This is a genomic window from Tetragenococcus koreensis (genome assembly GCF_003795145.1).
GTDB lineage: Bacteria > Bacillota > Bacilli > Lactobacillales > Enterococcaceae > Tetragenococcus > Tetragenococcus koreensis.
In genome coordinates this window covers 2,066,394-2,092,780 of the sequence record NZ_CP027786.1, presented here as the reverse complement: position 1 = coordinate 2,092,780, position 26,387 = coordinate 2,066,394, and the positions used below count along the sequence as shown (strand labels likewise).

Annotated in this window: 22 protein-coding genes and 1 other annotated feature; of the genes, 16 read left to right on the top strand and 6 right to left on the bottom strand. The window is 37.4% G+C overall.

The features are described from left to right. A complete protein-coding gene (locus C7K43_RS10060) occupies positions 1 to 1,449 on the top strand; it encodes a DDE-type integrase/transposase/recombinase (protein WP_124006722.1) in 1,449 nt (482 codons plus the stop codon). A gap of 227 nt (positions 1,450 to 1,676) precedes the next feature. On the opposite strand, the gene C7K43_RS10055 is transcribed toward C7K43_RS10060, so the two are convergent. Genes C7K43_RS10055 through C7K43_RS10045 form a run of 3 tightly spaced genes read right to left on the bottom strand, consistent with a single transcriptional unit; the run spans position 1,677 to position 5,356 of the window. Beyond that, on the bottom strand, positions 1,677 to 3,002 hold the full coding sequence (locus C7K43_RS10055) for an alpha-L-fucosidase (protein WP_124006721.1): 1,326 nt from the start codon (positions 3,000 to 3,002) through the stop codon (positions 1,677 to 1,679). 2 nt (positions 3,003 to 3,004) lie between these two features. Beyond that, complete coding sequence (locus C7K43_RS10050) at positions 3,005 to 4,003, bottom strand: LacI family DNA-binding transcriptional regulator (protein ID WP_124006720.1); 999 nt, start codon at positions 4,001 to 4,003, stop codon at positions 3,005 to 3,007. Positions 4,004 to 4,030: 27 nt separating this feature from the next. Next, positions 4,031 to 5,356: a PTS sugar transporter subunit IIC gene (locus tag C7K43_RS10045; RefSeq protein ID WP_226996651.1), complete on the bottom strand. Its 1,326-nt coding sequence runs from the start codon at positions 5,354 to 5,356 to the stop codon at positions 4,031 to 4,033. 509 nt (positions 5,357 to 5,865) lie between these two features. Here C7K43_RS10045 and C7K43_RS10040 point away from each other — a divergent pair. The 5 genes from C7K43_RS10040 to C7K43_RS10020 all read left to right on the top strand — a co-directional run bounded on the left by C7K43_RS10040 (position 5,866) and on the right by C7K43_RS10020 (position 11,055). Next, positions 5,866 to 6,339, top strand: coding sequence for an S-ribosylhomocysteine lyase (locus C7K43_RS10040; RefSeq protein WP_124006719.1), 474 nt, complete (start codon positions 5,866 to 5,868; stop codon positions 6,337 to 6,339). A 12-nt stretch (positions 6,340 to 6,351) separates the two neighbouring features. Continuing rightward, complete coding sequence (locus C7K43_RS10035) at positions 6,352 to 7,125, top strand: SDR family NAD(P)-dependent oxidoreductase (protein ID WP_124006718.1); 774 nt, start codon at positions 6,352 to 6,354, stop codon at positions 7,123 to 7,125. 76 nt (positions 7,126 to 7,201) lie between these two features. Then, the gene (locus C7K43_RS10030; protein WP_124006717.1) at positions 7,202 to 8,314 is read left to right on the top strand and encodes a 5-methyltetrahydropteroyltriglutamate--homocysteine S-methyltransferase; all 1,113 of its coding nucleotides are present in this window, start codon (positions 7,202 to 7,204) and stop codon (positions 8,312 to 8,314) included. A gap of 215 nt (positions 8,315 to 8,529) precedes the next feature. Next, on the top strand, positions 8,530 to 9,393 hold the full coding sequence (locus C7K43_RS10025) for a MetQ/NlpA family ABC transporter substrate-binding protein (protein WP_124006716.1): 864 nt from the start codon (positions 8,530 to 8,532) through the stop codon (positions 9,391 to 9,393). A 126-nt stretch (positions 9,394 to 9,519) separates the two neighbouring features. Further along, on the top strand, positions 9,520 to 11,055 hold the full coding sequence (locus C7K43_RS10020; protein ID WP_124006715.1) for an ABC-F family ATP-binding cassette domain-containing protein: 1,536 nt from the start codon (positions 9,520 to 9,522) through the stop codon (positions 11,053 to 11,055). A gap of 223 nt (positions 11,056 to 11,278) precedes the next feature. Here C7K43_RS10020 and C7K43_RS10015 read toward each other — a convergent pair whose 3' ends face one another. Continuing rightward, entirely contained in the window at positions 11,279 to 11,761 is a 483-nt protein-coding gene (locus C7K43_RS10015) for a hypothetical protein (RefSeq protein ID WP_124006714.1), read from the bottom strand. A gap of 175 nt (positions 11,762 to 11,936) precedes the next feature. On the opposite strand from C7K43_RS10015, the gene C7K43_RS10010 reads away from it, so the two are divergent. From C7K43_RS10010 to C7K43_RS09980, 7 genes are all read left to right on the top strand, one after another. Continuing rightward, entirely contained in the window at positions 11,937 to 12,443 is a 507-nt protein-coding gene (locus C7K43_RS10010) for a type 1 glutamine amidotransferase domain-containing protein (RefSeq protein WP_124006713.1), read from the top strand. A gap of 57 nt (positions 12,444 to 12,500) precedes the next feature. Beyond that, the gene (locus tag C7K43_RS10005; RefSeq protein WP_124006712.1) at positions 12,501 to 13,016 is read left to right on the top strand and encodes a macro domain-containing protein; all 516 of its coding nucleotides are present in this window, start codon (positions 12,501 to 12,503) and stop codon (positions 13,014 to 13,016) included. Between the two features lie 390 nt (positions 13,017 to 13,406). Continuing rightward, the gene (locus tag C7K43_RS10000) at positions 13,407 to 13,697 is read left to right on the top strand and encodes a PTS sugar transporter subunit IIB (RefSeq protein WP_124006711.1); all 291 of its coding nucleotides are present in this window, start codon (positions 13,407 to 13,409) and stop codon (positions 13,695 to 13,697) included. Between the two features lie 25 nt (positions 13,698 to 13,722). Continuing rightward, entirely contained in the window at positions 13,723 to 14,991 is a 1,269-nt protein-coding gene (locus C7K43_RS09995) for a PTS galactitol transporter subunit IIC (RefSeq protein WP_124006710.1), read from the top strand. Positions 14,992 to 15,014: 23 nt separating this feature from the next. Beyond that, on the top strand, positions 15,015 to 16,100 hold the full coding sequence (locus C7K43_RS09990; protein ID WP_226996650.1) for a zinc-binding dehydrogenase: 1,086 nt from the start codon (positions 15,015 to 15,017) through the stop codon (positions 16,098 to 16,100). Between the two features lie 72 nt (positions 16,101 to 16,172). Beyond that, complete coding sequence (locus C7K43_RS09985; RefSeq protein ID WP_124006709.1) at positions 16,173 to 18,242, top strand: BglG family transcription antiterminator; 2,070 nt, start codon at positions 16,173 to 16,175, stop codon at positions 18,240 to 18,242. A 5-nt stretch (positions 18,243 to 18,247) separates the two neighbouring features. After that, positions 18,248 to 18,718 (top strand): PTS sugar transporter subunit IIA, encoded by a 471-nt coding sequence (locus C7K43_RS09980; protein ID WP_124006708.1) that lies wholly within the window; start codon positions 18,248 to 18,250, stop codon positions 18,716 to 18,718. A gap of 64 nt (positions 18,719 to 18,782) precedes the next feature. Here C7K43_RS09980 and mnmM read toward each other — a convergent pair whose 3' ends face one another. Further along, positions 18,783 to 19,346: a tRNA 5-(aminomethyl)-2-thiouridylate-methyltransferase MnmM gene (mnmM, locus tag C7K43_RS09975; RefSeq protein WP_124006707.1), complete on the bottom strand. Its 564-nt coding sequence runs from the start codon at positions 19,344 to 19,346 to the stop codon at positions 18,783 to 18,785. A 23-nt stretch (positions 19,347 to 19,369) separates the two neighbouring features. Continuing rightward, positions 19,370 to 20,020, bottom strand: a complete 651-nt coding sequence (locus C7K43_RS09970; protein WP_124006706.1) for a phosphatase PAP2 family protein — start codon at positions 20,018 to 20,020, stop codon at positions 19,370 to 19,372. Positions 20,021 to 20,227: 207 nt separating this feature from the next. Here C7K43_RS09970 and C7K43_RS09965 point away from each other — a divergent pair, with 207 nt between their 5' ends. The 3 genes from C7K43_RS09965 (at position 20,228) to C7K43_RS09955 (ending at position 26,348) form a co-directional block, all read left to right on the top strand. Then, a complete protein-coding gene (locus C7K43_RS09965; protein WP_124006705.1) occupies positions 20,228 to 22,363 on the top strand; it encodes a LysM peptidoglycan-binding domain-containing protein in 2,136 nt (711 codons plus the stop codon). A 114-nt stretch (positions 22,364 to 22,477) separates the two neighbouring features. Beyond that, positions 22,478 to 22,672 (top strand) — a binding site (T-box leader). A gap of 55 nt (positions 22,673 to 22,727) precedes the next feature. Continuing rightward, entirely contained in the window at positions 22,728 to 25,145 is a 2,418-nt protein-coding gene (leuS, locus tag C7K43_RS09960; RefSeq protein ID WP_124006704.1) for a leucine--tRNA ligase, read from the top strand. 84 nt (positions 25,146 to 25,229) lie between these two features. Then, positions 25,230 to 26,348, top strand: a complete 1,119-nt coding sequence (locus tag C7K43_RS09955) for a glycerate kinase family protein (RefSeq protein WP_124006703.1) — start codon at positions 25,230 to 25,232, stop codon at positions 26,346 to 26,348. The last annotated feature ends 39 nt before the right edge of the window (positions 26,349 to 26,387 follow it).

Genomic DNA, 26,387 nt, shown 5'->3' with positions numbered 1-26,387 from the left:
ATGTCAACTTCATTATACCCAGAGCTTTGGGAAATTATCAATACACAACAACAATTTATTGCGCTTTTGGTTTATCAACTAAGTTCGATTTACGCCAACTCTAAAGCACCCAGGCCAACGGATATCGCAGACTTAGATTATCAAAAAATGACGGTCGATGAACTTCCAAAAGTGGTGGAGATGGAAACGCTCGATTACAAAGAACTTCTGCAGGAACACCTTCACCAAACAGGGAAACCATTAAAACCTGTGCAACGCCGTGCGAGTTCACCGACCGTTTCTTCCGCCATTCACTGTCCACGTTGCCAGGCGCCTGCAGACTATCTCTACTTGAACAACGGGAAAAGTGATAACGATCAGTATTTATGCAAGGTATGCGCTAATTTATTCAACTACAAGAATCGCTATACCAAAGAGGTGATCTTTCAATGTCCTCATTGTGAGAAAAACCTAGTCAAAATCAAAGACCGTAAAGGATTCGATATCTATAAATGCCTGAATAAAGCCTGTCCTTATTACAAAAAACGTCTTAAGAGCCTGTCAAAAAAAGAATTAAAGCAGTTCAAGAAAAACAAATCGCTCTTCAAAATGCACTATATCTATCGTAACTTCGATTTAACTTTATCTGATTTGGAAGCAGTCCCTGACTTTGAAACTAAGGTGCGGTTAAATAAGATCCACAGTTCCCCTTATGTGTTAGGGCTCATTCTCACCTATCATGCCAATTACGGACTGTCTGCCGAAAAAACAGCGGCCTTAATGTTCGATGTTCATCAACTAAAAATCTCAGGCCAAACGATTCGTAACTATGCCCGGACAGTTGCGCATTGGGTCCAACCTTTGACTGATTATTATCCTTATGAGCTATCGGATCAATTTTGTGGAGATGAGACGTACATTCGTGTGCAAGGAAAATGGCACTATATCTATTTTTTCTTTGATGCGGAGAAAAAGATTATTCTCTCCCACCGTTATAACCGACACCGTGATACAGAAACGGCCATTAAAGCCATCCACGACGTGATTCGTCGTTTTAAACAGGTGCCTGATGCTCTCCAATTGGTCGTCGATGGTAATCCCATTTATAAGTTGGCTCAAGCTTTCTACGCTCAAAACGGAATCGACTTTGAAGTCATCCAAGTGATCGGTTTAACCAATAAGGATAAGGTCTCCCAAGAATACCGTCCTTTAAAACAGATCATTGAACGTTTAAATCGGACGTTTAAAGGAAATTACAAACCTTTAGGCGGTTTTCATTCAGGCGCTGGGCCTTTGGCTCACGTCACCTTATTTACAACCTATTTCAACTTTCTTAGGCCTCATGCCAAGCTAGAAAAGAACGTCCCCGTATTACTGCCGGAACTAAACGAGTGTCCTGACATGCCACAAAAATGGGTCAAACTACTCCATATGTCAGAAGACTTTATCAAAAAGCGTCAAGCAAGTTAAATCAAGCTTTCGGCAACGGGTTGTCCTCAACGAGAATAGGCGTAGCGCACACTTGACCTGCCGAAAAAATGACTTACACTCGCAGGGTGAGGGTGCGTTTAGTCTGCTTTCTTTCGTATAACTGGGCGCCCTCATTCATGACGCAAGCCATTTTGTAGGCTTGTCAAGTGCTATTTGGCAGCAGAAAGTCTCTTCAAGCGAAATTGTCTAATTTTTCTCCGTTTTTTTCATAGATTATTTTGAGTTACCTGTAACTGTATTCCAACAAATTCTGACTGTTGATCAACATACACTCTTTGTTGCTCAACTAAAAGCTCTTCTTTTGTTTCCATATCAACTGCTTTTTTTATTTTTGTAGGAAAATCAGTTAGATCTAACGAGATTTTTGTTCCTTCATTTTTATGAAAAGCGTATACGGTGTTTTTCTTTCGCGTAAAAAACCACCCTTTTTTTGTAAGTTCTTGGTAAGGACGGGTTTCGTAAATTCCTTCACCATAAATTTGTAGCCAATTACCTAATTTTTGCATGATTGTTTGGGCTTCTTTAGGTAAAGTACCATCTGGCTTAGGGCCAACGCCCAAAATAATGTTACCACCTAAAGAAACGACTTGAATGACAGAGTTTAAGATTTCTTCAAAGGATTTGTATTCATCATGTGGAACGTACCCCCAATTTTTAGCCAACGGGATATTACTTTCCCAAGCTTTTTTGGGCGGAACTTCAGGGACCTTTCGTTCAGGTGTAATATAATTTTCATATTTGCCACCTACTGCGCGATCTACGACTAATAAATCAGGTTGGATTTTTCTTAATTTGGCAACAATATCTTTCATTGGTAAATATTCGTTGTGTGTAGTATTAACCCAACCGCCATCAAGCCATAAAATATCTGTTGGTCCATAGTTTTTAATGAGCTCTATCAACTGATTTTCTACGTATTGGCTAAACTTTTTCCATGTTTCTGGGTCTTTGTATGGATCATAACTAGCATACCGTCCGTAAGGCGTTTGATTAGGTTTCCAATAATTGGGAGAATGCCAGTCAGCTTTAGAGTAATATAAGCCAGTTGCAATGTCTACTTTATGGAAAGCTTCAATGACAGATTTTAAAATATCTGCCTGCTTATTTTTATGAAAGATACTTTCAGCGGCCGTAATTTTATAGTCGCTGTATTGTGTATCATACATATTAAAACCATCATGATGTTTGGTAGTAAAGATCATGTAGCGAAAACCAGCTTTTTTGGCTTTTTTAGCCCAGTCTTGGGGATCGAAATTTTCAGGATTGAATATTTGATTTAATTCCCAGTAATCTTTGCGCAAGGTCTGGATATCTTCACGCCAACTTCCCTTTTTTCTTGCCCAATCATCTTCTTTAGATAATTGCCAAGATTCAACAATACCAGCTTGCGAATACAGTCCCCAATGGAAAATGATCCCAATTTTTTGATCGGAAAACCATTCTAACTTATTTTTAATTTGATAAGGTAACTCGTCATATTCTTCTTGTAAAGACGCTGTATTTTCTTCGATATCTTCACGAATTTTAGCCATGTCTAATTCATTCTCCTTACTGAATCGCGCCATAAAATATTATTTGGCATAATAAATTTTTTTCCTTCCAAGGAATTCGTTTGTTGAATTTTCTTAACTATTCGATCAGCAGCCAGCAAGCTCATGTCAGTAACTGGCTGTCGAATTACAGTTAATTTTGGGTTAAAAATATCGCTTGAATCAAAATAATCAAAGCTAGCAAAAGAAAGGTCTTTTCCTAATTGAATATCTTTTTCGTAAATTGCCTGTAAAGAGCCAAGAGACATATTGTAATTGCAAACAAAGACCGCACTGACCTTGTGAGCAAGTAGGTTTTTTAATCCAGCATATCCGCTGGTTTTCGAATAATCCCCGTAATATATTTTTGCATGGTTTGCAACTGGAAGATTCATTTCGTCAAATGCTTCCAAAACGCCCTCTAAGCGTTCTCTAGCGATATAGTCTTTTTGTAGCCCAGCAATAATTCCAATTTCTCTATGACCGTAAGCTATCATTTTTTTGAGTACCTTCTTAGTACTTTGACGATTATCCATGAGAATGGAATCAATTTTAGGAAAATCCAAAGGAGTATTGATTGAAATTACAGGAATCTCTAAGTTTTTAAGACGCTGCACTTCCTGCCATTCTTGCTCGGCTTCAAAAACAATTAACCCATCTACCTTACGAGAAAGTAAAAAATCCAATTTATTACCTAATTGACTTTTATTTTTTTGAAACCCGCTAAATAACATACTGTAACCAAGTTTTTCTAGTTCATCCGCTAAAGTTGCAATCATAGAAGCTGAAAACATGCTTTGAGCATTATTCATCAATAAGCCAATTGACATCGTACGATTGCTTTTTAGGCCTTTGGCAGAGTAATTTTGTTTATAATCTAGTTTTGTGATGGCGGCTTCAATACGTTGCATATTTTCTTTTTTTAGAGTATGTCCATTTAAATATCGAGAAATACTACCAACTGAAACCCCAGCTAGTTTTGCGACTTCTTGAATAGTAGCCATTAGGTTCCTCTTTTCTATGAAATTTTGTTACTCTATATTTTCGCTCATTCCACGATTGGCTGCAAGTACAAAGGGCATATAAAGAAATATATCAAGAATAAATAAAAGAATAGAAAGTATGGTGGCTGGTATATCTCCTGCTGTAGTTACCCAAGTTGTAATGATAGGGGGTAAAACCCAAGGTGGGATAACCACGCTTCTTCCTACAAGACCTAAAACAGTTAAAGGGTAGGCGATAGTTAAATTAACTAGCGACACACCAATAAAAGGGATTGCTAAATAAGGATTCATTACAACGGGAAGACCGAACATAATAGGCTCAGATACGTTAAATAAACTTGGCAATAAGCCAATTTTAGCAATGTTTTTATAATCTTTCCGTTTTGACACCCATATGATCGCAATTAGTAAGGGCAAAATTGCGCCTGTTCCACCAAATAGAGTATACATACCAATCCAAGGGTTTGTTACAATATTGGGAATTGCTTCGCCTGCGTTAAAAGCATCTACATTTTGTTGTATAGCTGTCAACATTGGTGGAGACGTAACCGATGAGACGATATTTTGTCCGTGTAAACCAAAAAACCATAAAATTTGTGTAAATGATTGGACTACAAATAAACCGAATGGGCTTTCCATTGCGGTTTGCAACGGGGCAGAAATAATTAACTGTATGATATCTGGAATTGATTGTCCTGTTCCTTTGACAACCGCAAAAGTTACAATGGCAAAGATAGCAATAGTCAAACATTCGGGAATCAACGCATTAAACGAACCTGCAACAGCTGGAGGTACACCCTCAGGCATTTTGATGTGTAATTTATCTTTATTTGATAGTTTCACTAATAATTCTGTACCTAGTAAAGCTGCAATAATGCCCACAAATAGGCCACCAGATGAAGTGAGTGATTGCAAATAAACGCCTGTAACTTCGATTGGTTCTGGTGAATCTACTGGAGTAACCTCGTTAAATAAAGGGAACATAACCATAGCTAACGCTAAACTTAAGATACCTGCGTGCAGCTCACTTAGATTTTTTCGTTCAATTTTCCCATTTGAAATGTAATGACTTGCTAAACGATAACCAATTAAGAACGTGACAAATATTGTCATAATACCTAAAGTACCATTATTGACCATTAATGCTAAATCGGATAAAGAAGACAAGTCTATGAATTCATTGACTGTTTCATTAGAAAAAACAAGCGCGTTCAACAAAATAAATAAAGAATTGGCGATAATAATAGGACTGATATCGACAAAACTGTCACGAATTGCGACTAGATGCCGTTGATTAGCCATCTTTGAAGCAAACGGCATTAACCATTTTGAAATTTTTTCGGTAATAGACAACTTTTTCACGCTTTCATTTTTTATTTTTGAATCGATTCAAAAATATAGTAACATAAAATTTTTTTATTGCAAGCGGTTTTATTTTAAATTAGTTTGCTCGTATGGTTTTTAAATTTGTTAATCTATCTCTTGTTACAGAACCCAAAGTAGGATTTATCAGCTTGACAATTCCTCTATTCTTGTCTATACTGTTCACAAATCATATGTAAAGCAATGACAGAGAAGAGTAGCTGGTGCATTTGTTAAAGAGAACCCGGATGGTGGAAAAGGGTACAAATAAAAGTCAGTGAAGATGAGCTCTGAGCTTTTTATCCAGTTGACGCTGGGTAGACGGAAAAGCAGCCGATATACTGCCGGGTATCTCAGGGTACCGTTGAGGCATTGGCTGTGAAGTTTATGCAAATAAGGGTGGTAACGCGAAAGTCTTCGTCCCTTTGTTTATCATAGATGGTAAGCAAAGGGATGGAGATTTTTTATTATCTCTAAAAAAGTTTTTAGGAGGAAGAGAAATGGCGGAAGTAGAAAGTTTTACATTAGATCATACAAAGGTGAAAGCACCTTATGTACGTTTGATTGGCGAAGAAACTGGCAAAAAAGGTGACGTCATTGCAAATTATGACTTACGTTTCTTACAACCAAATGAAAAAGAAGTTCCAACTGCAGGATTACACACAATTGAACATTTATTAGCAGATTTATTACGTGATCGGTTAGATGGGATCATTGATTGTTCACCGTTTGGTTGCCGGACAGGTTTCCATTTAATTACTTGGGGAGAATTTAGCACAACAGAAGTTGCGCAAGCTCTGAAGGAATCGCTTCAAACAATTGCTTATGAAACAAAATGGGAAGATGTACAAGGCGTTGACATTACCAGCTGTGGTAACTATCGTGACCATTCGCTATTTTCTGCTAAAGAGTATGCTAAGCTTGTTTTAGAAGATGGCATCAGTGATGATCCTTTTGAACGCCATGTTGTTTAGGAGGCGCAGTTAATGTACTTTCCTGAGCTAGAAGGTAAAATTGTTTTAGTTATCGGAGCTTTCCAAGGAATTGGCCAAAGTGTGGTAGAGACCTTTCAAAAAGAAGATGCTACTGTAATTGCTTGTGATATTGCTTTTACAGAAACAAAATTGACCAAGCTTTCTGCGGGTTTTTACAAAATACACTTAGACATTGCTGAAGAAGAAGAAATCGTTAATTTAACCCAGCAATTAGAAGAAAAGCACTTAATACCTGATATTCTTGTTAATGTTGCCGGGATTTCTACAGTAGATTTCCTAACAGAAAGCAACACTAAAGATTTTGATAAAGTACTTGCGGTAAATACCCGTGGTGCATATCTAAGTAGTAAGTATGTCACTGCTTTGATGCAACGCCATCAAAGAACTGGCCGGGTAATCTTTGTTGCCTCGCAAGCAGGTAAAAATGGTTACAAAGGAATGTCTGGTTATGTTGCATCTAAACATGCAGTCTTAGGGTTATGTAAAACCTTAGCGCTGGAAGCTGCTCAAGACAACATCTTAGTAAATGCTGTGTGCCCTGGAATTATTGAAACGCCCATGAAACATCGTGAGCGTGAAGAAGGTGGAGCGATTCGTGGTATGACTGCTCAAGAGGTGCTAGAAGAAGACCAAAGCCAAGTACCTTTGGGACGTACTGGTTCCACACAAGATGTAGCCAATGTTATTTTGTTTTTGGCAAGCCCGCTGTCTAGTTATATGACCGGACAGGCAATTAACGTGACCGGTGGCATGACCATGCATTAAATACTAAAAAACAAGCGGAAATAAAGAAATGTTCTATTATTTTCGCTTTGTTTTTATAGGGAAACGAGGGAAAAACATGACAAAAATACCATTTCGCTGGGATATTGTAGGAAGTTTTTTACGACCACAAAAGTTAAAAGAAGCAAGAGAACAGTTTAAACAAGGGAATATTACGCAAGATGCTCTAACTGAAGTGGAAGATGAAGCGATTAGCGATTTAATAAAAAAAGAAAAAGAGATCGGGTTAAACGCTGTGACTGATGGTGAGTTTCGTCGACGTTGGTGGCACCTAGATTTTATTGCTGGCTTAGACGGGATTACTGTCTTTGATTTTGAAACCACCGCTTTTGGTGTTACTTCAGAAGCTCAAGGGACATTTGTTAGTGGGAAACTTGCTTTTAATCCGTCGCATCCATTTTTAGATCATTTTCGTTTTACTAACGAGCACGCAAAAGCAGAAGGCGTTATAGCAAAGCAAACTATCCCAGGCCCTAATATGATTTTTCTTGATTCTTTTATTTTATCAAAAAGATATAATGAAAATCCGGTATACGCGTCAAAAGCTGATTTTATTCAAGACTTAATTACAGCCTATCGGGAAACGATTCAAGCTTTTTATAATGCAGGTTGTCGTTATCTACAATTAGATGATACCAGCTGGGGTGCTTTGTTTGATGATCATTTTCGCGATCTGATTAAAGAAAATGGTTATGATCCAGATGAATTAATTCAAGAGTTTGGTGATATTACCGAAGCTGTTTTAGCAACTAAACCAGCTGATTTAGCTGTGACTTTCCATTTTTGCAAAGGTAATTTCCAGTCGCGTTGGTTGTACAACGGTTCTTATGATAAAATCGCTGAACGCTTATTAGCAATTACTGGTTTTAATGGTTTCTTTTTAGAATTTGATGACGAACGCTCTGGTAGTTTTGCGCCATTGCAAAATATCAAGGATCAACGAATTGTTTTAGGTTTAGTTACCACGAAATCATCAGAATTGGAAGATAAAGCAGTCTTAAAAGAACGAATTAAAGAAGCTAGCCAATATGTATCGCTTGATCAATTATGTTTGGGCACACAATGTGGTTTTTCTTCCACACAAGAAGGTAATGATCTTACAGAAGAAGAACAATGGAATAAATTAGCACTACTTGTCGAAACAGCTAAAGAGGTTTGGGGCGATAAATAAGCTGTTTATTTTGTTTAAAAAGTAGTAGAAGCAAAACGTTTTACATAAAGTTGTAACAAAAACGAACCAAGTTGCTTAACGTTTGCTTCTACTGCTAGTTTTTAAATTAACGGAATTTTCTGAATAGCTTTGCAGATAAAATGAATGAACATAAAAAATAACGGCTTTGGATAGAAAATTTGCGCAGTGTTTGTTTACTTTTAAGGAGGGTTTCAATGAAGAAAAAGTGGGTTGGGATTATATCTATAGTAACGCTATTGACACTTGGTGCCTGCAGTAATGGAGAAGAACAAGAAGCCGCTGAAGAAACTACAGATGACCAAGTAATCCGAGTCGGATCAGAAAGTGCCGATGCAGATATTTGGCGTTTTGTTGCTAATTCAGATGCGGCTGAGAAAGCCGGACTCGAAATTGAAGTCGAAGATATTGATGGGGGCGCAATGAAAAATAACGCTACCGCAGATGGTGACATTGACGCTAACGCGTTTCAATCAATTGGATACTTAGAAAGTTATAACGAAGATAGTATTGAAAAATTAATACCTATTGCTACAACATACGTGGAACCAATGGGCGTTTATTCAGATAAATACGAAGATATCGACGAGGTAGAAGATAATGCTGTAGTAGCTTTAGCCGATAACCCGGCCAATACCGCAAGAGGGCTGCGCGTATTAGAATCAGCGGGACTAATTGAATTAAATGATGACTTTGATGATGGCGTGGGTACCCCAGAAGATATCAGTAAAAACCCTAAAAATTTAGAATTTAATTTAATTGATGATTTAACTGGACCGCGTGTACTGCAAGACGTAGATATGGCTTTAATCAGTAATACGATTGCTCTTGAAGGTGGCTTGAATGTTTTAAATGACGCCATTTATCGAGAAGAAGCTGATGAGTCAAATCGAACCAATTTAAATATCATTGCTGTAAGAGAAGATCGGCAAGATGAAGAGGAGCTACAACAATTAGGGGAATTATATCATGACCCTGAAGTTCAAGAATACATTGAAGAGGAATTCGATGGCACAAAAGTTGAAGTAGATTTACCTATAAGTAACGTTTGGAACGACTAAACTGGACATATTACTTTAAGCGTGATAAACTTTTCAAGTTAAATAATTTTATGGTAAAGCTGTGGACAAAGCTGTCCGCAGTTTTTTAACGAATAGAAATTGTACATAGTTAGGATAGGATGAATAATGTTAAAATTGGTTAATATCTCGCAACAATTTGGAGATAAAGTATTATATGAAAAATTAAATTTGCAGGTAAACACTGGCGAACATGTAGGATTGATTGGTCAAAATGGAGCTGGGAAATCGACGTTGATTAAGATTATCACGGGGGAAATATTACCTGATGAAGGTTCTGTCGAATTACCTAAAAATCAGTCCATCGGTTACTTAGATCAGTACGTACGGGTGGATGAACAACTAACGATTTATGAATTTTTAAAGACAGCTTTTGCAAAGGAGTTAGCGACTGAAGCTGAAATTGGTAACCTTTATGAAGAATATAGCCAAACCCTTGATGATCTGCTGTTAGAAAAAGCTGGAAAATTACAAACACAATTAGACCAAAGTGATTTTTACCAGATGGACGTTTTGATTCAAGAAATGTCCGTGGGACTGGGGATTGATGTGTTAGGATTGGATACTTTTTTGAAAAATCTAAGTGGGGGTCAGCGTTCAAAAGTTATTCTAGCTAAATTATTGCTAGAAAAACCAGCTGTTCTGGTCCTAGATGAACCGACGAACCATTTAGATGATAAACACGTGCAGTGGCTAACTTCATTTCTACAAAGTTTTCCTGGCACGTTTTTAGTCGTTTCACACGATCAACATTTTGTAAATGAGATTACGACGCATATTGCTGATATTGAATTTGGAATGTTAACGAAATACACGGGGAATTTAGATAAAGCCTTAAAACAAAAAGAAGCAGATCAAGAAAACTATATGAAACGCTACGAAAATCAAAAAAAGCAAATTGAAAAAACGGAAAGCTATATCCGTAAAAATAAGGCAGGAACACGTTCAAAAATGGCAAAAAGTCGGGAAAAACAATTAGCAAAAGTAGATCGTCTTACTCCACCAACCAACCAAATACAGCCAGATTTTGATTTTCCGTATAAAGAAATTGTTGCAACTTTTGCAGTAACTACACAAGGGTTAACGATCGGTTATGAAAAGCCCTTGTTAAAACCGATTGATTTAACGATCCGGTATGGGGAAAAAGTAGTGTTAAAGGGGTTCAACGGCATTGGAAAATCTACGTTGTTAAAAACTTTGCTTGGTAGATTACCTGCGTTAGCGGGTGAGTTTTATTACCCTGCCAATACTAAGATCGATTATTTTGAGCAAGAATTAGCATGGGAGTCTCCTCTGCAAACACCGCTGCAATACCTAGGAGATATTTTCCCCAATGCATCACATAAGGAATTGAGAAGGCAACTTTCTCGTTGTGGCCTTCGCGACCAACTAGCACAAGAACCACTTAAGTTATTGAGCGGTGGTGAGCAGTCCAAAGTAAAACTGGCGCAATTAACACTACAAACTAGTAACTTTTTGATCTTAGATGAACCGACAAATCATATTGATCAAAAAACCAAGGAAAGTTTACAGAAAAGCCTGGGTAATTACCCAGGTACGGTTTTAGTTGTTTCCCACGAGGAAGAATTTTACGAGCCTTTTATTGACCGGGTTATAGATATAGAAAAACAGAGTAAGCAATAACAAGGTGATTTCTGCAATTTAGAGTAGGTAATTACCAAGTTACCCACTAGAAAAGATAAATAATATAAAGAAAAAGGCTGGAACAAAAGCTTCTAGCAATGTTAATTTCACGAATAATTGGAGGATCGCTCCTATAGCCAAGTAGGTCCTCGTCATAAAAGGCGACTGGCTAGGTAATTTTTCGTGAAGCATTGCTGGAAAGCAACTAATGTTCCAGTCTTTTTTAATTCAATTGATTAAAGGTTTGGATAACGACACCTATTAGTACAAAGACCAGACCAGTGACGGCAATAATTTCTTTGGCTGAAACTCTTTTTTGTCGGTTTTGCTGTCTCGAAGGAGCGGTTGATTGAACTGATCTTTGTCTTAGCTGTTCTTGTTTGGCTAGACTAGGTAAAAACAGCGATATTAAAAGGAAAATTATGCCAATGATTGTTATCCCTATAGCAAAGATGGTAGGTTTATTAATTTTTAGATGTTCGAGTAAAAACGTAATAATCGGATTATCTAATAATTGTGTTTCTGCCGCTTCTTGTCCTGCTGCGGATAAAACAAGATTTACATCCCCACTAAAGGTTGATGATAGATTGGCGTGGTTATTTACTGCGGACGTAGCTATTTCTTGGGCAGAACTTGTAGAGCTGAAAGTAAAAAAGCAAAGAAAAAATAGGAATACTGCGGTAAGTAAAGTTCGTTTCTTTTTCAAAGTAAGTCTCCTTCATTACACCGGATTGTTTTGTTTGTACAGCTTATTTTATCATATTTTTTGATTTCGTGAACAAATGATTGTACAGCGAATTATTTGAGACAAAAGGTATCATTCGTTATAATGAAAATAGAGGTTGAAAAAACCTACAATGATTACAAGGAGGAACAAATCGATGAGTAAAATTGCAGCGATTATGACAGACTTTGTTGAAGATATTGAAGTGACCTCACCTAAAGAAGCGCTAGAAAATGCGGGTAATGAAGTTGTGATCATTAGCGATAATGGGAAAGACCATGTAGATGGAAAACAAGGGACAGTTTTTTCAATTGATAAATCAATTGAAGATGTAGATGTTTCCTCATTTGATGCATTATTGATTCCAGGAGGATTTTCTCCCGATCAATTACGCACAGACAAACGATATGTTGACTTTACTAAAAAATTTATTGATTCTGGTAAACCCGTTTTTGCGATTTGCCACGGACCACAAATCTTTATCCAAGCTGGTGTGACTAAAGGTAGAACGATGACCGGATTTACTTCTGTTCGACCTGATTTAGCTAACGCTGGAGCTAACGTGAAGGATGAAGAAGTAGTAATCGATGATAATTTGATTACTAGCCGGACACCAGATGACTTAGATGCATTTAACAAAGAAATCGTGAATGCATTGAAATAACGAAATGATAAAGCAAGGGTTCTTTTTGAATCCTTGCTTTTTTAAGGAGTAAAAAAAATGTCATTGAAATTTGTTTGTCAAGATATCACTAAAATGAACGTTGATGCCATTGTTAATGCTGCCAATCAACAATTACAAGGTGGCAGCGGTGTATGTGGTGCTATTTTTAAAGCAGCTGGATGGCAAAAACTACAGGATGAATGTGATTCATTAGCGCCTATCAAAACTGGTGAGGCTGTCGTGACATCTGCTGGTAACCTTGCTGCTTCTTATATCATTCACACAGCTGGACCCGTTTATCAAGGAAAAAGTTCACAAGAAGAAACTTTGCTAGCTGCTTGTTATCATAATAGTTTGAGAAAAGCAGTTGAAAGAAATTGCCATAGTATAGCTTTCCCTTTGATTTCCACAGGGATTTATGGTTTCCCGCAAGAAGCAGCAGTAAAAATTGCTGTGGAAACGATTCAAGAGTTCCTTTTGCAAAATGAGCTGACTGTTTATCTTGTATTTTTTGATCAAGCATTGTTTACAAAAAGCCAAGAAACGTTTCAACTATCTGCCACAGACGAATAAAAAGAGCTTAAAACAAAATATAAAACACTACTTGTATTTGCTAAATTATAGCAAGTAAAGTGTTAAGCGGGTTGGAGTTTTTGCTCCGGCCCATTTTTTGGCTAAAAATGGATTGATAATGAAAGTTGGAAATTTTATTTTAGCTAAAACAATCATATTAAATGAAACAACAAACATGGCAAATATAGATCGCTATGTTATTTTTTTCACATTAAAAAGGTACAAGTTCATGCTGCACAATTGTCTCCATAAAAGTGGGCGCCTAATATCATTGTTAAGTAAGCGCTTTTAAAATATAATGAAAATTGTCAAGGAAATGACGTGTGCACATAAGGGATATCCTTTATTCGTTATTTTTTAAAACAAAAAAACAATTTGGAGGGAAAAGCAATGAGAAAAATTAGAGTTTTAGTCGCCTGCGGTGCAGGAATAGCTACATCAACGGTTGTGACACAAAAAGTAGAAGAATTGTTCAAAAAAAATGGCATGGAAGCTGATGTAGATCAAATAAAGATCTCGCAAGCAGCTGGAAAACAAGATGGTGCGGATATGTTGATTTCTACCACAGTGTTGCCGCAAGAATACGATATTCCTGCCATTAAAGCAATGTCGTTTTTAACGGGCGTAGGTACAGAAGAAACAGAAAAAGAAATTATTGATGCAGCTAAACAAATTAGCTAGTATTTCTTGAAAGGAGCACAATATCATGGGAACTTTGATGAATGCCGTGCAAGCAGTTTTAGACATGGGACCAAGCGTTATGCTGCCGATTATTATCTTCATTGTAGGGTTGGTATTCCGGGTAAAGCCTACGAAAGCAATAACTTCTGGTATTACAGTAGGTATCGGGATGATTGGGATTAATTTAGTTATTGACTTGTTAACCAACACTGTTGGTCCTGTTGCTCAAGCTATGGTTGAACGTTTTGGATTAAATCTAACCATCATCGATGCTGGTTGGCCGGCGATCTCATCCATAACATGGGCTCAACCGATCGCAGGTTTGATGATTCCAATTATTTTAGTGGTTAATTTGGCTATGCTTGGTTTGAAATGGACGAAAACTTTGAATATTGATATTTGGAATTATTGGCATATGTCAGCAGCTGCAGCAACTGCCTATATCGTAACTGGAAGCATTATTATGGGAATTTTAGGTGGTATTATTTATACTATTTTTTGCTTGGTTATTGCTGATAAGACAGCACCAAAAGTACAAGAGTACTATGGTTTAGAAGGAATCAGCTTTGCTACTGGTTCAGCAGCAGGTTATGCTGTATTTGGAATCCCAGCTGCTTGGCTAATTTCTAAAATACCTGGACTAAATAAAATTAATGTCAAGCCAGAGACCATTCAGAAACGTTTTGGTATTTTTGGAGAACCGATGATTATGGGCGTGATTATTGGAGCATTTTTAGCAATTCTTGGCGGTTATGATATTTCTGGTATTTTACAAACAGCTATGACAATGGGTGGTATCATGTTACTAATGCCACGCATGGTAAAAATTTTGATGGAAGGTCTTATCCCCATCCAAGAAGGCGCGCAAAAGTTATTGAAAAGTCGTTACAAAGACCGGGAAATCTTTCTTGGGATGGATGCTGCATTAGCAACAGGTTCACCTGCAGCTTTATCTACCGGACTTTTGATGGTGCCAATTACTTTATTTGTGGCAGTAATTTTGCCAGGGAACCATGTATTGCCATTTGGCGATTTGGCAACGATTCCATTTTTCGCAGCATTAATCGTACCTGGTCGTAACGGGAACATTGTACATTCAGTTTTAGCGACTACTGTCGCTGTTGTATTTGGATTATATATGGCGACCAATTTTGCCCCGGTTATCACACAAATGGGGGAAGGCATCGTAGAATTCCCTGAAGGAGCTGCTCAAATCAGTAACTTAGATACAGGTGGTAACATTTTAAACTGGATTATCTTGAAAGGATCAGAATTGTTCAATAGCGTATTTTAATTGAAAGGTCGGGAAAAAACATTATGCATGCAACAGAAAATACAAAACAAAATATAAAAACAATGCAAGGTGTGACAAAAAAAGAACCCGGTTATGACAAAATGTCACTTGAGACATTAGAAGTACCGGTTCCTAAAGAAGACGAAATTTTAATTGAAGTGGCTTATACGGGAATTTGTGGTTCAGATATTCATACGTTTAAAGGAGAGTATAAAAACCCTGTAACGCCAGTTGTTTTAGGCCATGAATTTTCAGGACGTGTAGCTCAAGTGGGTGAAGGCGTAACGAAATTTAAACCAATGGACCGTGTAACAAGTCAGACAACTTTCTATGTTTGTGGAAAATGTCCTTATTGCCAAAAAGAACAATATAACCTTTGTCCTTATCGTAAAGGAATTGGCACCCAACAAAATGGTTCTTTGGCAAAATACGTTGTAGCCAAAGCGAAGTATGCGCATAAATTACCAGAAAACCTTAGCTATGAAGGTGCTGCTATGAGTGAGCCTTTATCCTGTTGCGTTCACGCTATGTACCAAAGAAGCCCATTAGACCTTCATGATACGATTTTAGTGATGGGTCCGGGCCCGATTGGCTTGTTTCTTACTCAAATTGCTAAAGAAATCGGGGCAACTGTGATTGCTACAGGTATCTCAAAAGATAGTGAGCGTTTAGAATTGGCGCAAAAATTTGGCGCAGATGCGATTGTTGATACTCAAAAGCAAGACCTAGCAGAAGTTGTCAATCAGATGACAGACAATGCGGGTGTGACTAAAGTTTATGATGCTTCAGGTTCGGCTGCGGCTGTTAACCAAGCTTTGCCTTTAATGAAAAAAGGCGGTGATTTTGTTCAAGTCGGTTTATTTAAAGATAAATTTGAAAAATTAGATGTAGAAACGATCATTCAACGAGAAATTCACTATATCGGAAGCCGATCACAAAATCCATATGACTGGCCGATTGCCTTACATTTACTAGCCAAAGGTGCCATTGATGTTTCTGCCATGGTTACCAAAAAATTTCTTTTAGAAGAATGGCGCGAAGCTTTTGAAAGCGTCATGTCAGGAGATGAGGTTAAAGTAATGATTCAATCAGGGGAAAGCTTTAGCTAAAAAATTGAGCCAGAAATTTTCTGGCTCTAATTTATTTATAAAACCATGAATACATTTCGAAGGGGAATTCTAATGGAACTAGACGCAAGAACCAACCAACTATTTATCGAGATTTTAAATAACCCTGACGAAACCAGTACTTCTTTGAAAAAAAGACATGATTTGACACGTTCGCAGTTAAGTTATGCATTAAAAAAAGTCAATGAATATTTAGATGATTTAAATCTAGATCCAGTAACGCGAACAACGAATGGTCATTTTATTATAACTAAAAAAACAGCGGAAGAATTCGACCAGAACAATGCACAAATGGCAAAGGATACTTATTTATTACCAGAAGAACGCGTTCAATTGTTGATTCTTATGCTCTTGTCAAAAACGGAATCTTTATCAATGAATCATTTTATCGTCGAATTGGATGTCAGCAAAAATACGATTGCTAGAGACCTTAAAGAAGTAGAACCGTTGTTAGCTCACTATCAACTACGCTTGGAGTATTTACGCTCAAAAGGCTATCGTATCAAAGGAGAAGAATGGAACCGCCGGCAGTTATTAACTGAAACCGTCAATACGATCAACCAATTTACCAATAATGAAGCACTTCTAAAACAATTTGGCGATATCGCTCAACCACAATTAGCAGAATATAAAAGAAAGGTCAGTGTGTTAGAGAAACGCTTGAATTTACGCTATTCTGACGATAAGGTAAATGATCTACCAGTATTGACATTGCTGTTAGACCGGCGAATCATAAGAGGTAAAAAGATTAATTATGATTTTGAATTAGATTATGTCGAATTACAGGAAACAAAAGAATATAAGGTGGTTAAAGAAGTCTTTTTCCCAGAATATGAGAAAGAGACCAATGAAATTATCTATTTCACTTTACTTTTTTTATCTACTACCTTAACTCAAGTCGATGTTTTATCCAAAGGCCAATTTGAAACGATGCAATTGGCGGTTTTAGACATGATTGACCGTTTTGAAAAAGTGGCTCATGTGATAATTGAAGATAAAAGTGAGTTGCTTAAACAGATTATGATTCATATGCGGCCAGCTTATTATCGTATTAAATACGGCATGCACTTATCTGAAGTCGATATCACAAGACAACATAGTCGGGAAGTCTCTTCTATTTTCTACTTGGTAAAAAAATCAGTGAAGCCATTGGAAGAGTTTTTTGAGCAAAAGATTTCTGATACAGAGATCTTTTACTTAGCCTTGTTTTTCGGCAGTCATTTGTTAGAAAATAATAGTTCTTTGTTGCGTAAAAAAAGTCCAACTGCAGTTATTGTTTGTACAAATGGCATATCTGTATCCCTGTTAATGGAACGAACATTGAAGGATGTCTTCCCCGAAATCGACTTTGTTTCTACAATGTCATTACGAGAATTTTATGCACAAGAGATTGAAGCAGATTTGGTTTTCTCTTCGGTCCCATTAGAAACCAAAAAAAAGTATTTTTTAGTCAAAGATTTTTTAACAGATAAAGGAAAAATGCAGTTACGACAAAGAGTAATGAATGAAACAGTGGTTGGTTTAGACGAATCTTCACTAGCAGAAAAAATTGTTGCTAACGTTGTTCAGCAAGCAACCGTACCTGATAAAGAAAGCCTGTTTTTTGAAATACTAAAACTTTTGAAAGACAATACCTCAGAAAACGCTGTGATTAACAATGAGTCAAATCACTTTGATCAATTAATGCCTAAAAATGGCTTAATTATAGAGGAAAACGAAGTGCCATGGCATGAAGCTTTAGAATTGCTTAGCCAACCTTTAATCGAGCAAAAAATGATTGAACCGCGCTATTTAACTGCTCTAAAACAAGAGCTGTCAGGCATTCCGCCGTATATTGTTTTTCGTAATCAGTTAGCTTTGCCGCATACAGAACCAGAAAAAGGGGCACAAGGTGTCGCTATGTCTTTTGGGATTTTCAAAAAGGGGATCACGGCCGAAACAGGGGAGACCATCCATTTCGTTGTGCTTTTAGCCTCAGACAACAAAGAAAAGCATGTGGATGCTTTGTTGGAAATTATGGATTTAGCCGGTCGTGATGCAGTGTTATCTGATTTGTTAGCATGTAATGATAAAAACCAAGTGTGGCGGCTGCTACGTTTATATAGAATCAATTATTGGGGGTAAGGCAAATGGGAAAAAAGGTCACAGATTATTTGGAACACTCGCCGATTTTGTTAGGTGAGTCATACCAAGACAAAAAAGAAGCTTTTGCTGCAGTGCATAAGATGGTATTTGAAAGTGGGTGGGTAACCAAAGATTTTGCAAAGAAAATTTTAGAAAGGGAAGAAACCTTTCCCACTGGCATCGACCAAGGAGACTTTGGAGTTGCTATTCCGCATACGGATCCAGAATGGGTAAAAGAGGAATTCATTGCCTTAATTATTCCAAATCATCCGGTTTTGTTTCAGAGAATGGATGATATAGAACAAGATGTACCAGCTGATTTTATTTTTATTTTAGGATTAAACCAACCGCATGAGCAGTTAGCAATGCTACAAAATTTGATGCAGTTGATCCAAAATACTGAATTATTAAAAAGCCTATACCAAGAAAGGAATCGCGTTGATATACTTTCTTTGTTAAAAGAATATGATTTTTGAATGTTAAGTAATGCAAATAACCACCCTAAGGTAGATTGTAACAATTTTATCTTAGGGTGGTTATTCATTTTTTTTCAATGCAAAATAAAATAGGCGGTTGATTTTTTTGATTAATAAACTGATAACGTAAGATATTATATTGTTCTTGAGGTAATTTTTGACAGTATTTATTAATCATGTCCAATTCTTCTTCTCCCCCAGTATGACCGTAATATGAGACGATCAAGATTCGTCCTTTGCGGGTTAAATGGTAAAGCAATATGTCTAAGGCTTGTTTGGTTGTAGTAGGTAAAGTAATTATGGTTTTATCACTTTTGGGTAAATAACCCAGATTGAAAATGGCGGCTTTTATGGGTTCATTTTCGGTAAGGTAGTTGGCCAAATGCTCATGGCCATCCCAAATTAATTTTGTTTGTTCAGCCAGGCCTTGCTCAACAAGCCTTTGTTTAGTTTTCAGTAACGCCTGCTCTTGAATATCAAAGGCGTAAACTTGACCGTTTGGCTTTACAGCTTCAGCTAAAAACAAGGTATCATTACCATTTCCCATAGTAGCATCTACGACATGGTCATAGTCTGTTATGACTTCTTTAAGCAATGTGTGGCTAAACTGTAAAGCATTTTGTAACATGGTTATCCCTCGTTTCATGTTGATTATAATTGTTTTTTCTGCAAAACTTTAATAAGCCGCTGTTTTCGATAAATTGGATAAGTAAACAGTAACCAAGTAAGGCCTTCACAATAACCACCTAATATATCGGTGGGAAAATGCACCCCTAAATAGATTCGGCTGATACCAATTAATAAAATAAAAATAGCTAAGCAAGTTTGTAAACTGATACACCAAGCTTTTGATTGAATAAACAATGGAACCAAGAGAATCAAGGATCCATAAAATACCATCGACGCTGTCGCGTGTCCGCTAGGAAAACTAAAACTAGTTTCAACGACTAAATGCTCTAGTAAGGGACGTTCACGGGTGAAAAATAATTTTAATAAGGGATTGATAACTACTGCAATTGTAATTACGCCCATACTTAACCAAAGAGCATCTACATACTTTTTTCCATAAACGAGTACAAAAAGCATGGCTAAAAATAATATGGCAATACTAGCTACGTTACCAAACTGTGTAATCCATAAGAAAAAGCCATCCCAATTTGGGTAAAGGCTACGCACAACTGAAGTAATTATGTTATCAAATGGCTGTAGCCAGGCAGGATAAAATTTAACTACGTAACTTAAAAAAGCAAAAATGAGGAAAGTACAACTTCCCGCAAACTGCATATATAGTTTTTTGTTCATATAGAGGAAGGCTCCTTAAGGTCTGTTTAACAAAAATAGTATAGCATACTTGTTAAAATAGGCTAAAATTAATTGAATAACTTAGAAAATTTTTTATGTTACAGTCAGATTAAAAATACATTACATTCGTTTTTTGCTTTGCCTATGGAATTTCTTCCATGTATAATTGAAATAAATGTAAAAGTTTGAAAGTTTGGAGGAGAATAAATGAAATCGTCATTGTCACGAAAAGAACGCAGAAAGATCCAACAGCGTTTGTCTTTATACGGGAACTTGAAAAAGGGTGCAGCCGTTGTAGGTACTGTTACAGCTGTTTCGGCGGTCAGTCCTTTGTTACCAGTACATAATGTACATGCTGAAGAAGCAGATAGCAGTGTGGTGGCGCCTTATGATTCAGAAGAGGGTGCAAATGACTTACAAAGCCAAACAGACGAACCTACAACTGATTATTCGAATACTGAAGCAGATGAAGCTGACTTAACACAAAGCGATGATTCTGTGGCAGAAGATACCGAGCAACCACTGACGGAGGGTGAAGAGCAAGTAGAACAACAACCTGCGGCAGAAGACGAAGCACCCCAAGAACAGCAGGTAGAAGAAGCGCCTGAAAGCGAAGTTCCAGAGGATTCAGCAGAAGATATAGAAGACCCAGAAAATAATGAAGAACAGACAGAAGCAGAAGAACTACAAGAAGCTGCCGAACAATTTCCGGGAGATGAAGCACCTGCAGTTGCAGCTTTTTCTTCTCAACTTGCGCCAGAACCTTCAGCTTTTATTGAAGAACTTGCTGGCCATGCAGAATCTGTTGCTGCATCAAATGACTTGTATGCTTCAGTAATGATTGCCCAAGCAGTTGTTGAAAGTGGCTGGGGTTCAAGTACTTTGTCACAAGCTCCTAATAATAATCTATTTGGTATTAAAGGAAGTTACAACGGGCAATCTGTTACAATGCCTACCGGTGAATATATTAATGGTGAATATGTTACGGTTAACGCGGACTTTCGTAAATATCCATCTTATACTGCTTCATTCCAAGATAATGCTGCCTTGTTGAGTACCGGGTTATATAGTGGCGCATGGAAGAGTAACACCAATTCGTATAAAGATGCCACTGCTGCTTTGACTGGTGTTTACGCGACTGCACCAAATTATAACACTGTGTTAAACGGCGTGATTGAAGACTATAACTTAACGCGGTTTGATACTGGTGGTAGTTCTGATGGTATTATCGACACTGGGACAGGCGGCAACGAAAATGCTGGTAATGATAATAATTCAGACAGTAATGATAATTCAGGTAATACTGAAACTCCCGATAACAATGGAGGTTCGTCTGATAATGGATCCGGCACTTATACTGTACAACCAGGAGATTCTGTTTGGTTAATTGCTAATAAAAACGGCATAACAATGGATCAATTGCGTAGTTGGAATAATATCCAAAATGATTTTGTCTATGCAGGCCAACAGTTGACAGTAGAAAATAATAACAATTCAAATGACTCAAATAATAACGGAAATTCAGGAAATTCGGGTAATAGCGAAAACTCTGATAACTCCAATAACAACGGTAATTCATCTAGTAATGGATCTGGCACTTATACTGTAAAACCAGGGGATTCGGTCTGGTTGATTGCGAATAATAATGGCATAACAATGAATCAATTGCGTAATTGGAATAATATTCAAAATGATTTTGTCTATGCAGGTCAACAATTGAAAGTGACAAACAGCAGTAGTTCAAACAATTCAGGAAATGCTGGTAATTCGGGGAATACTGATAACGGCAATTCGTCTAATAATGGGTCCAGCACTTATACTGTAAAATCAGGAGATTCCGTTTGGTTGATTGCTAATAACAACGGTATAACGATGGATCAATTGCGTAGTTGGAATAACATCCAAAATAATTTTGTTTACCCAGGCCAACAATTAACAGTGGCCAACAATGGGAATTCAAACAGCTCAAGCAATTCAAATAGTAATAGTTCAAGTAATTCCAATAACAATACCTCAAACAGTAGTTATACTGTAAAATCAGGGGATTCTGTTTGGTTGATTGCGAATAATAATGGCATAACGATGGATCAATTGCGTAGTTGGAATAATATCCAAAATAATTTTGTTTATCCAGGCCAACAATTAACAGTGAAAAAAGGATCAGCATCGGCTAACAATACAAATCAGACAAATAGTGGATCAAATAGCAGTCATAAAGTCAAAAGTGGCGATAGCTTATGGATGCTTTCGCAAGAATATGATATTTCAATTAGTCGTTTGAAATCGATCAATAATTTAAGTTCAGATACAATTTATATTGGACAAACTTTAAAAGTAAGTTAATCTATTACTTAATCTTAGAAGACACGTCAATAGAACGTGTCTTCTAAGATTATTGTTTATAATTGAATTTATTTTACTTTTTTGATACTATAGGTACAATCTATCAACATTTGAAACAAAATTCGCGAGAAGTAGTAAAAAGTTATTCTTTTTAGAGAGTACATGGTCGCTGTAAATGTATAAGAATGCTTTTGAACTTGTCTTGGAATGTGAACTTTAAAAAGTAAATACGGCGACGGCCGTTAAAACGTTTGAGGCTGATTTATTTTCAGTAAAAATAGGTGGTACCACGTTGATTACGTCCTATAAGATGCTTATATGCTTCTTATGGGCTTTTTTTATTTACACAAGGAGGAGATAATTTGTGAAAACTTACGATCACAAAGCTATTGAAAAGAAATGGCAAAATTATTGGGAAAAAAATAACACCTTTATCACAACAGAGGATGAACAAAAACCAAAATCTTACGTACTAGACATGTTTCCGTATCCATCTGGCCAAGGGCTGCATGTGGGGCATCCGGAAGGCTATACAGCTACGGATATCTTAGCGCGTGTGAAACGCAGCCAAGGCTATAACGTGTTGCATCCGATGGGATGGGATGCTTTTGGGTTGCCGGCTGAACAATATGCGTTAGATACCGGAAACGATCCAGCCGAATTTACTAAAAAAAATATTGAAGTATTTCGTCGTCAAATTAATTCTTTGGGATTTAGTTATGATTGGACACGAGAAATTAATACTACGGATCCAGAATATTATAAATGGACGCAGTGGATTTTTACGAAGCTATATGAAAAAGGGCTGGCTTATGAAGCAGAAGTGCCTGTAAACTGGGTGCCTGAACTCGGAACGGTTATTGCAAATGAAGAGGTCATTGACGGTAAGAGTGAACGAGGCGACTATGAGGTTGTGCGCAAACCGATGCGTCAATGGATGTTAAAAATTACCGACTATGCCGATCGTTTGTTAGATGACTTAGAAGATTTAGATTGGCCTGAAAGCATCAAAGAAATGCAACGCAACTGGATTGGTCGTTCTATCGGAACAAATGTGCAATTTGACGTAAAAGATGCAGACGAAACATTTACTGTGTTCACCACACGGCCTGATACGTTGTTTGGTGCAACTTATGCAGTTTTAGCCCCAGAATTGGATCTTGTTAAGAAAATTACTCAGCCCGAACAACAAGAAGCGGTAGAGCGTTATGTAACAGCAGCAGCTAAAAAGTCTGAATTGAGTCGTACTGATTTGGCAAAGGAAAAAACAGGCGTCTTTACTGGAGCCTACGCTGTTAATCCCGTAAACGGTAAAGAAATTCCGATCTGGATTGCTGATTATGTATTATCTTCTTATGGTACGGGTGCTATTATGTCTGTACCAGCACATGATGAACGTGATTATGAATTTGCTAAGAAGTTTCATTTAGATATTGTTCCAGTATTGGAAGGCGGAAACGTTGAAGAGGCGGCCTTTACCGAAGATGGTCCTCATATTAATTCTGGCTTTTTAGACGGACTGAATAAAGATGAAGCCATTGAAAAAATGGTTGCTTGGCTAGAAAAAGAAGGACTAGGCGAAAAGAAAATCAGTTATCGCTTGCGTGACTGGCTGTTTTCTCGACAACGTTATTGGGGTGAACCAATCCCGATCATTCATTGGGAAGACGGGACGACAAGTGCATTATCAGAATCTGAATTGCCATTAGAATTACCCAAAACGACAGATATTAAACCAAGTGGTACTGGTGAATCACCATTAGCTAATGTTACGGATTGGGTCAATGTGACAGATCCTGAAACGGGTAAAAAAGGGCGTCGTGAGACGAACACTATGCCACAATGGGCAGGAAGTTCATGGTATTTCCTCCGTTTTGTCGACCCACATAATAAAGGGGCCCTAGCGGATTATGATCACTTGAAAAATTGGATGCCAGTTGATGTCTACATTGGTGGTGCTGAGCACGCGGTTTTACATTTATTGTATGCGCGTTTTTGGCATAAGTTCTTGTATGACTTAGGCGTTGTACCAACTAAAGAACCTTTCCAAAAATTATACAATCAAGGCATGATTCTAGGAACCAACAATGAAAAAATGTCAAAATCACGCGGTAACGTTGTGAATCCTGATGATGTGGTTGAACAATATGGCGCTGACACGCTCCGACTTTATGAAATGTTTATGGGACCTTTAGATGCTTCTGTTGCCTGGAATGAAAATGGTTTGGAAGGGAGCCGTAAATTTTTAGACCGTGTATGGCGTTTGTGTGTTGATGAAGAAGGAAGAATGCGAGATCGTATCACAACCATAAATGATGGCTCCTTGACGAAAGTCTATAATCAGACAGTTAAAAAAGTAACGGAAGACTTTGAGAACTTACGTTTTAATACTGGTATTTCTCAACTAATGGTATTTGTAAACGAAGCTAATAAAGTCGATTCGCTTTACTACGAATATATTGAAGGTTTTGTCCAATTACTAGCACCTGTTGCGCCTCATTTAGGCGAAGAACTTTGGGCTATCCTTGGTAATGAAGGTGGCATTTCCTATGTTGCTTGGCCAACGTATGACGAATCTGCTTTAATTGAAGAACAAGTTGAAGTTGTCCTACAAATAAATGGCAAGGTAAGAGCAAAAGTGCAAGCTTCTGCTGAAGCAACCAAAGAAGAATTGGAAGAACTAGCGAAAAATAATTCGAGCATTCAAGAGCATTTGGCTGGTAAGACGATCCGTAAAGTGATTGTCGTACCTAATAAAATTGTCAACATTGTAGCAAATTAATATAAATAAAAACGCAAGAATCAACCTAGTGTTGTATTCTTGCGTTTTTAAGTATAATAAGTAAAAAAGTAAGGACGTGAGCAGATGAAAGTGGTATCGGTTATCGATTCATTTAAAGGATGTGCTACTTCAGAAGAATTAAATCAAGCAGTATTATCAGGCTTACCTAATGAAGTTTGGCAAGAAAAAAGGAATATTCCAATCGCTGATGGTGGCGAAGGAACTATGGATTCAATTTATGCTGCAATTGGTGGTAAATGGGTCTTAGTAGAAAGTAAGGATCCACTCGGTAATAGTATTGAAGGAAATTATTTGATTACTTCATTTAAAGATAAAAAAGTAGCAATCATCGAAGCCGCTGTTTTTATTGGCTTACATTTACTTTACCCGACTGATGAAACGGTACGAAAGGCCACTTCTTATGGCTTGGGACTTGTCGTAAAAGATGCATTAGAAAGACAACTGGACGAAATCTATGTAACCTTAGGAGGAAGTGCCACATCAGATGGAGGCTTGGGCATGCTTGAAGCATTAGGTATGTCTTCAACCGATAATATAGAAGGAAATCCCTTGTTGAGGTCAACAGATGTTGCCTTTGAACCTAGTTTGCAGTTATTTGCTAATACAGAATTGTTTGCGATTGCCGATGTTACAAATCCTTATACTGGGGAAAATGGTTTTGCAGAAATATTTGGTCCGCAAAAAGGAGCAAATGCTGATACGGTAAATGAAATGGAATACAGAGCACGTCAATTAGCGGAAAAAATAAAGGAACAATATGGAGTGGATCTAGCTCAGTTTGAAGGTGCAGGAGCTGCTGGTGGCTTAGGTGGAGCAATGGTTTTGTTAGGTGGAACAATTATTGCTGGCTTTCCGGCCGTAGCCGAAATGATCGGACTAGAAGATCATTTCCAAGATGCGGATTTGATCTTTACCGGTGAAGGTAAAATAGATGAACAAACCGAGCAAGGAAAAGTTCCATTTGGCGTGGCTAAACTCGCACAAAAGTATCATGTGCCAGTAATTGCTTTGTGTGGCAGTCGCACGCAAGATATCGGCGCAATGGACCAGCTAATGCTAGGAGCGTTTTCTATTCATTTAGGGCCTGTGTCTTGGCAAGAAGCGCTAGATAAAAAGCAGACGTTGACCAGCGTTCGTACGGTAGCGCATGGATTAAGTAGGATTTTTTTGAGAAGTAATTAGTAGTATGTCTGTTATTCTATAATTGATATTAAGGAGTCA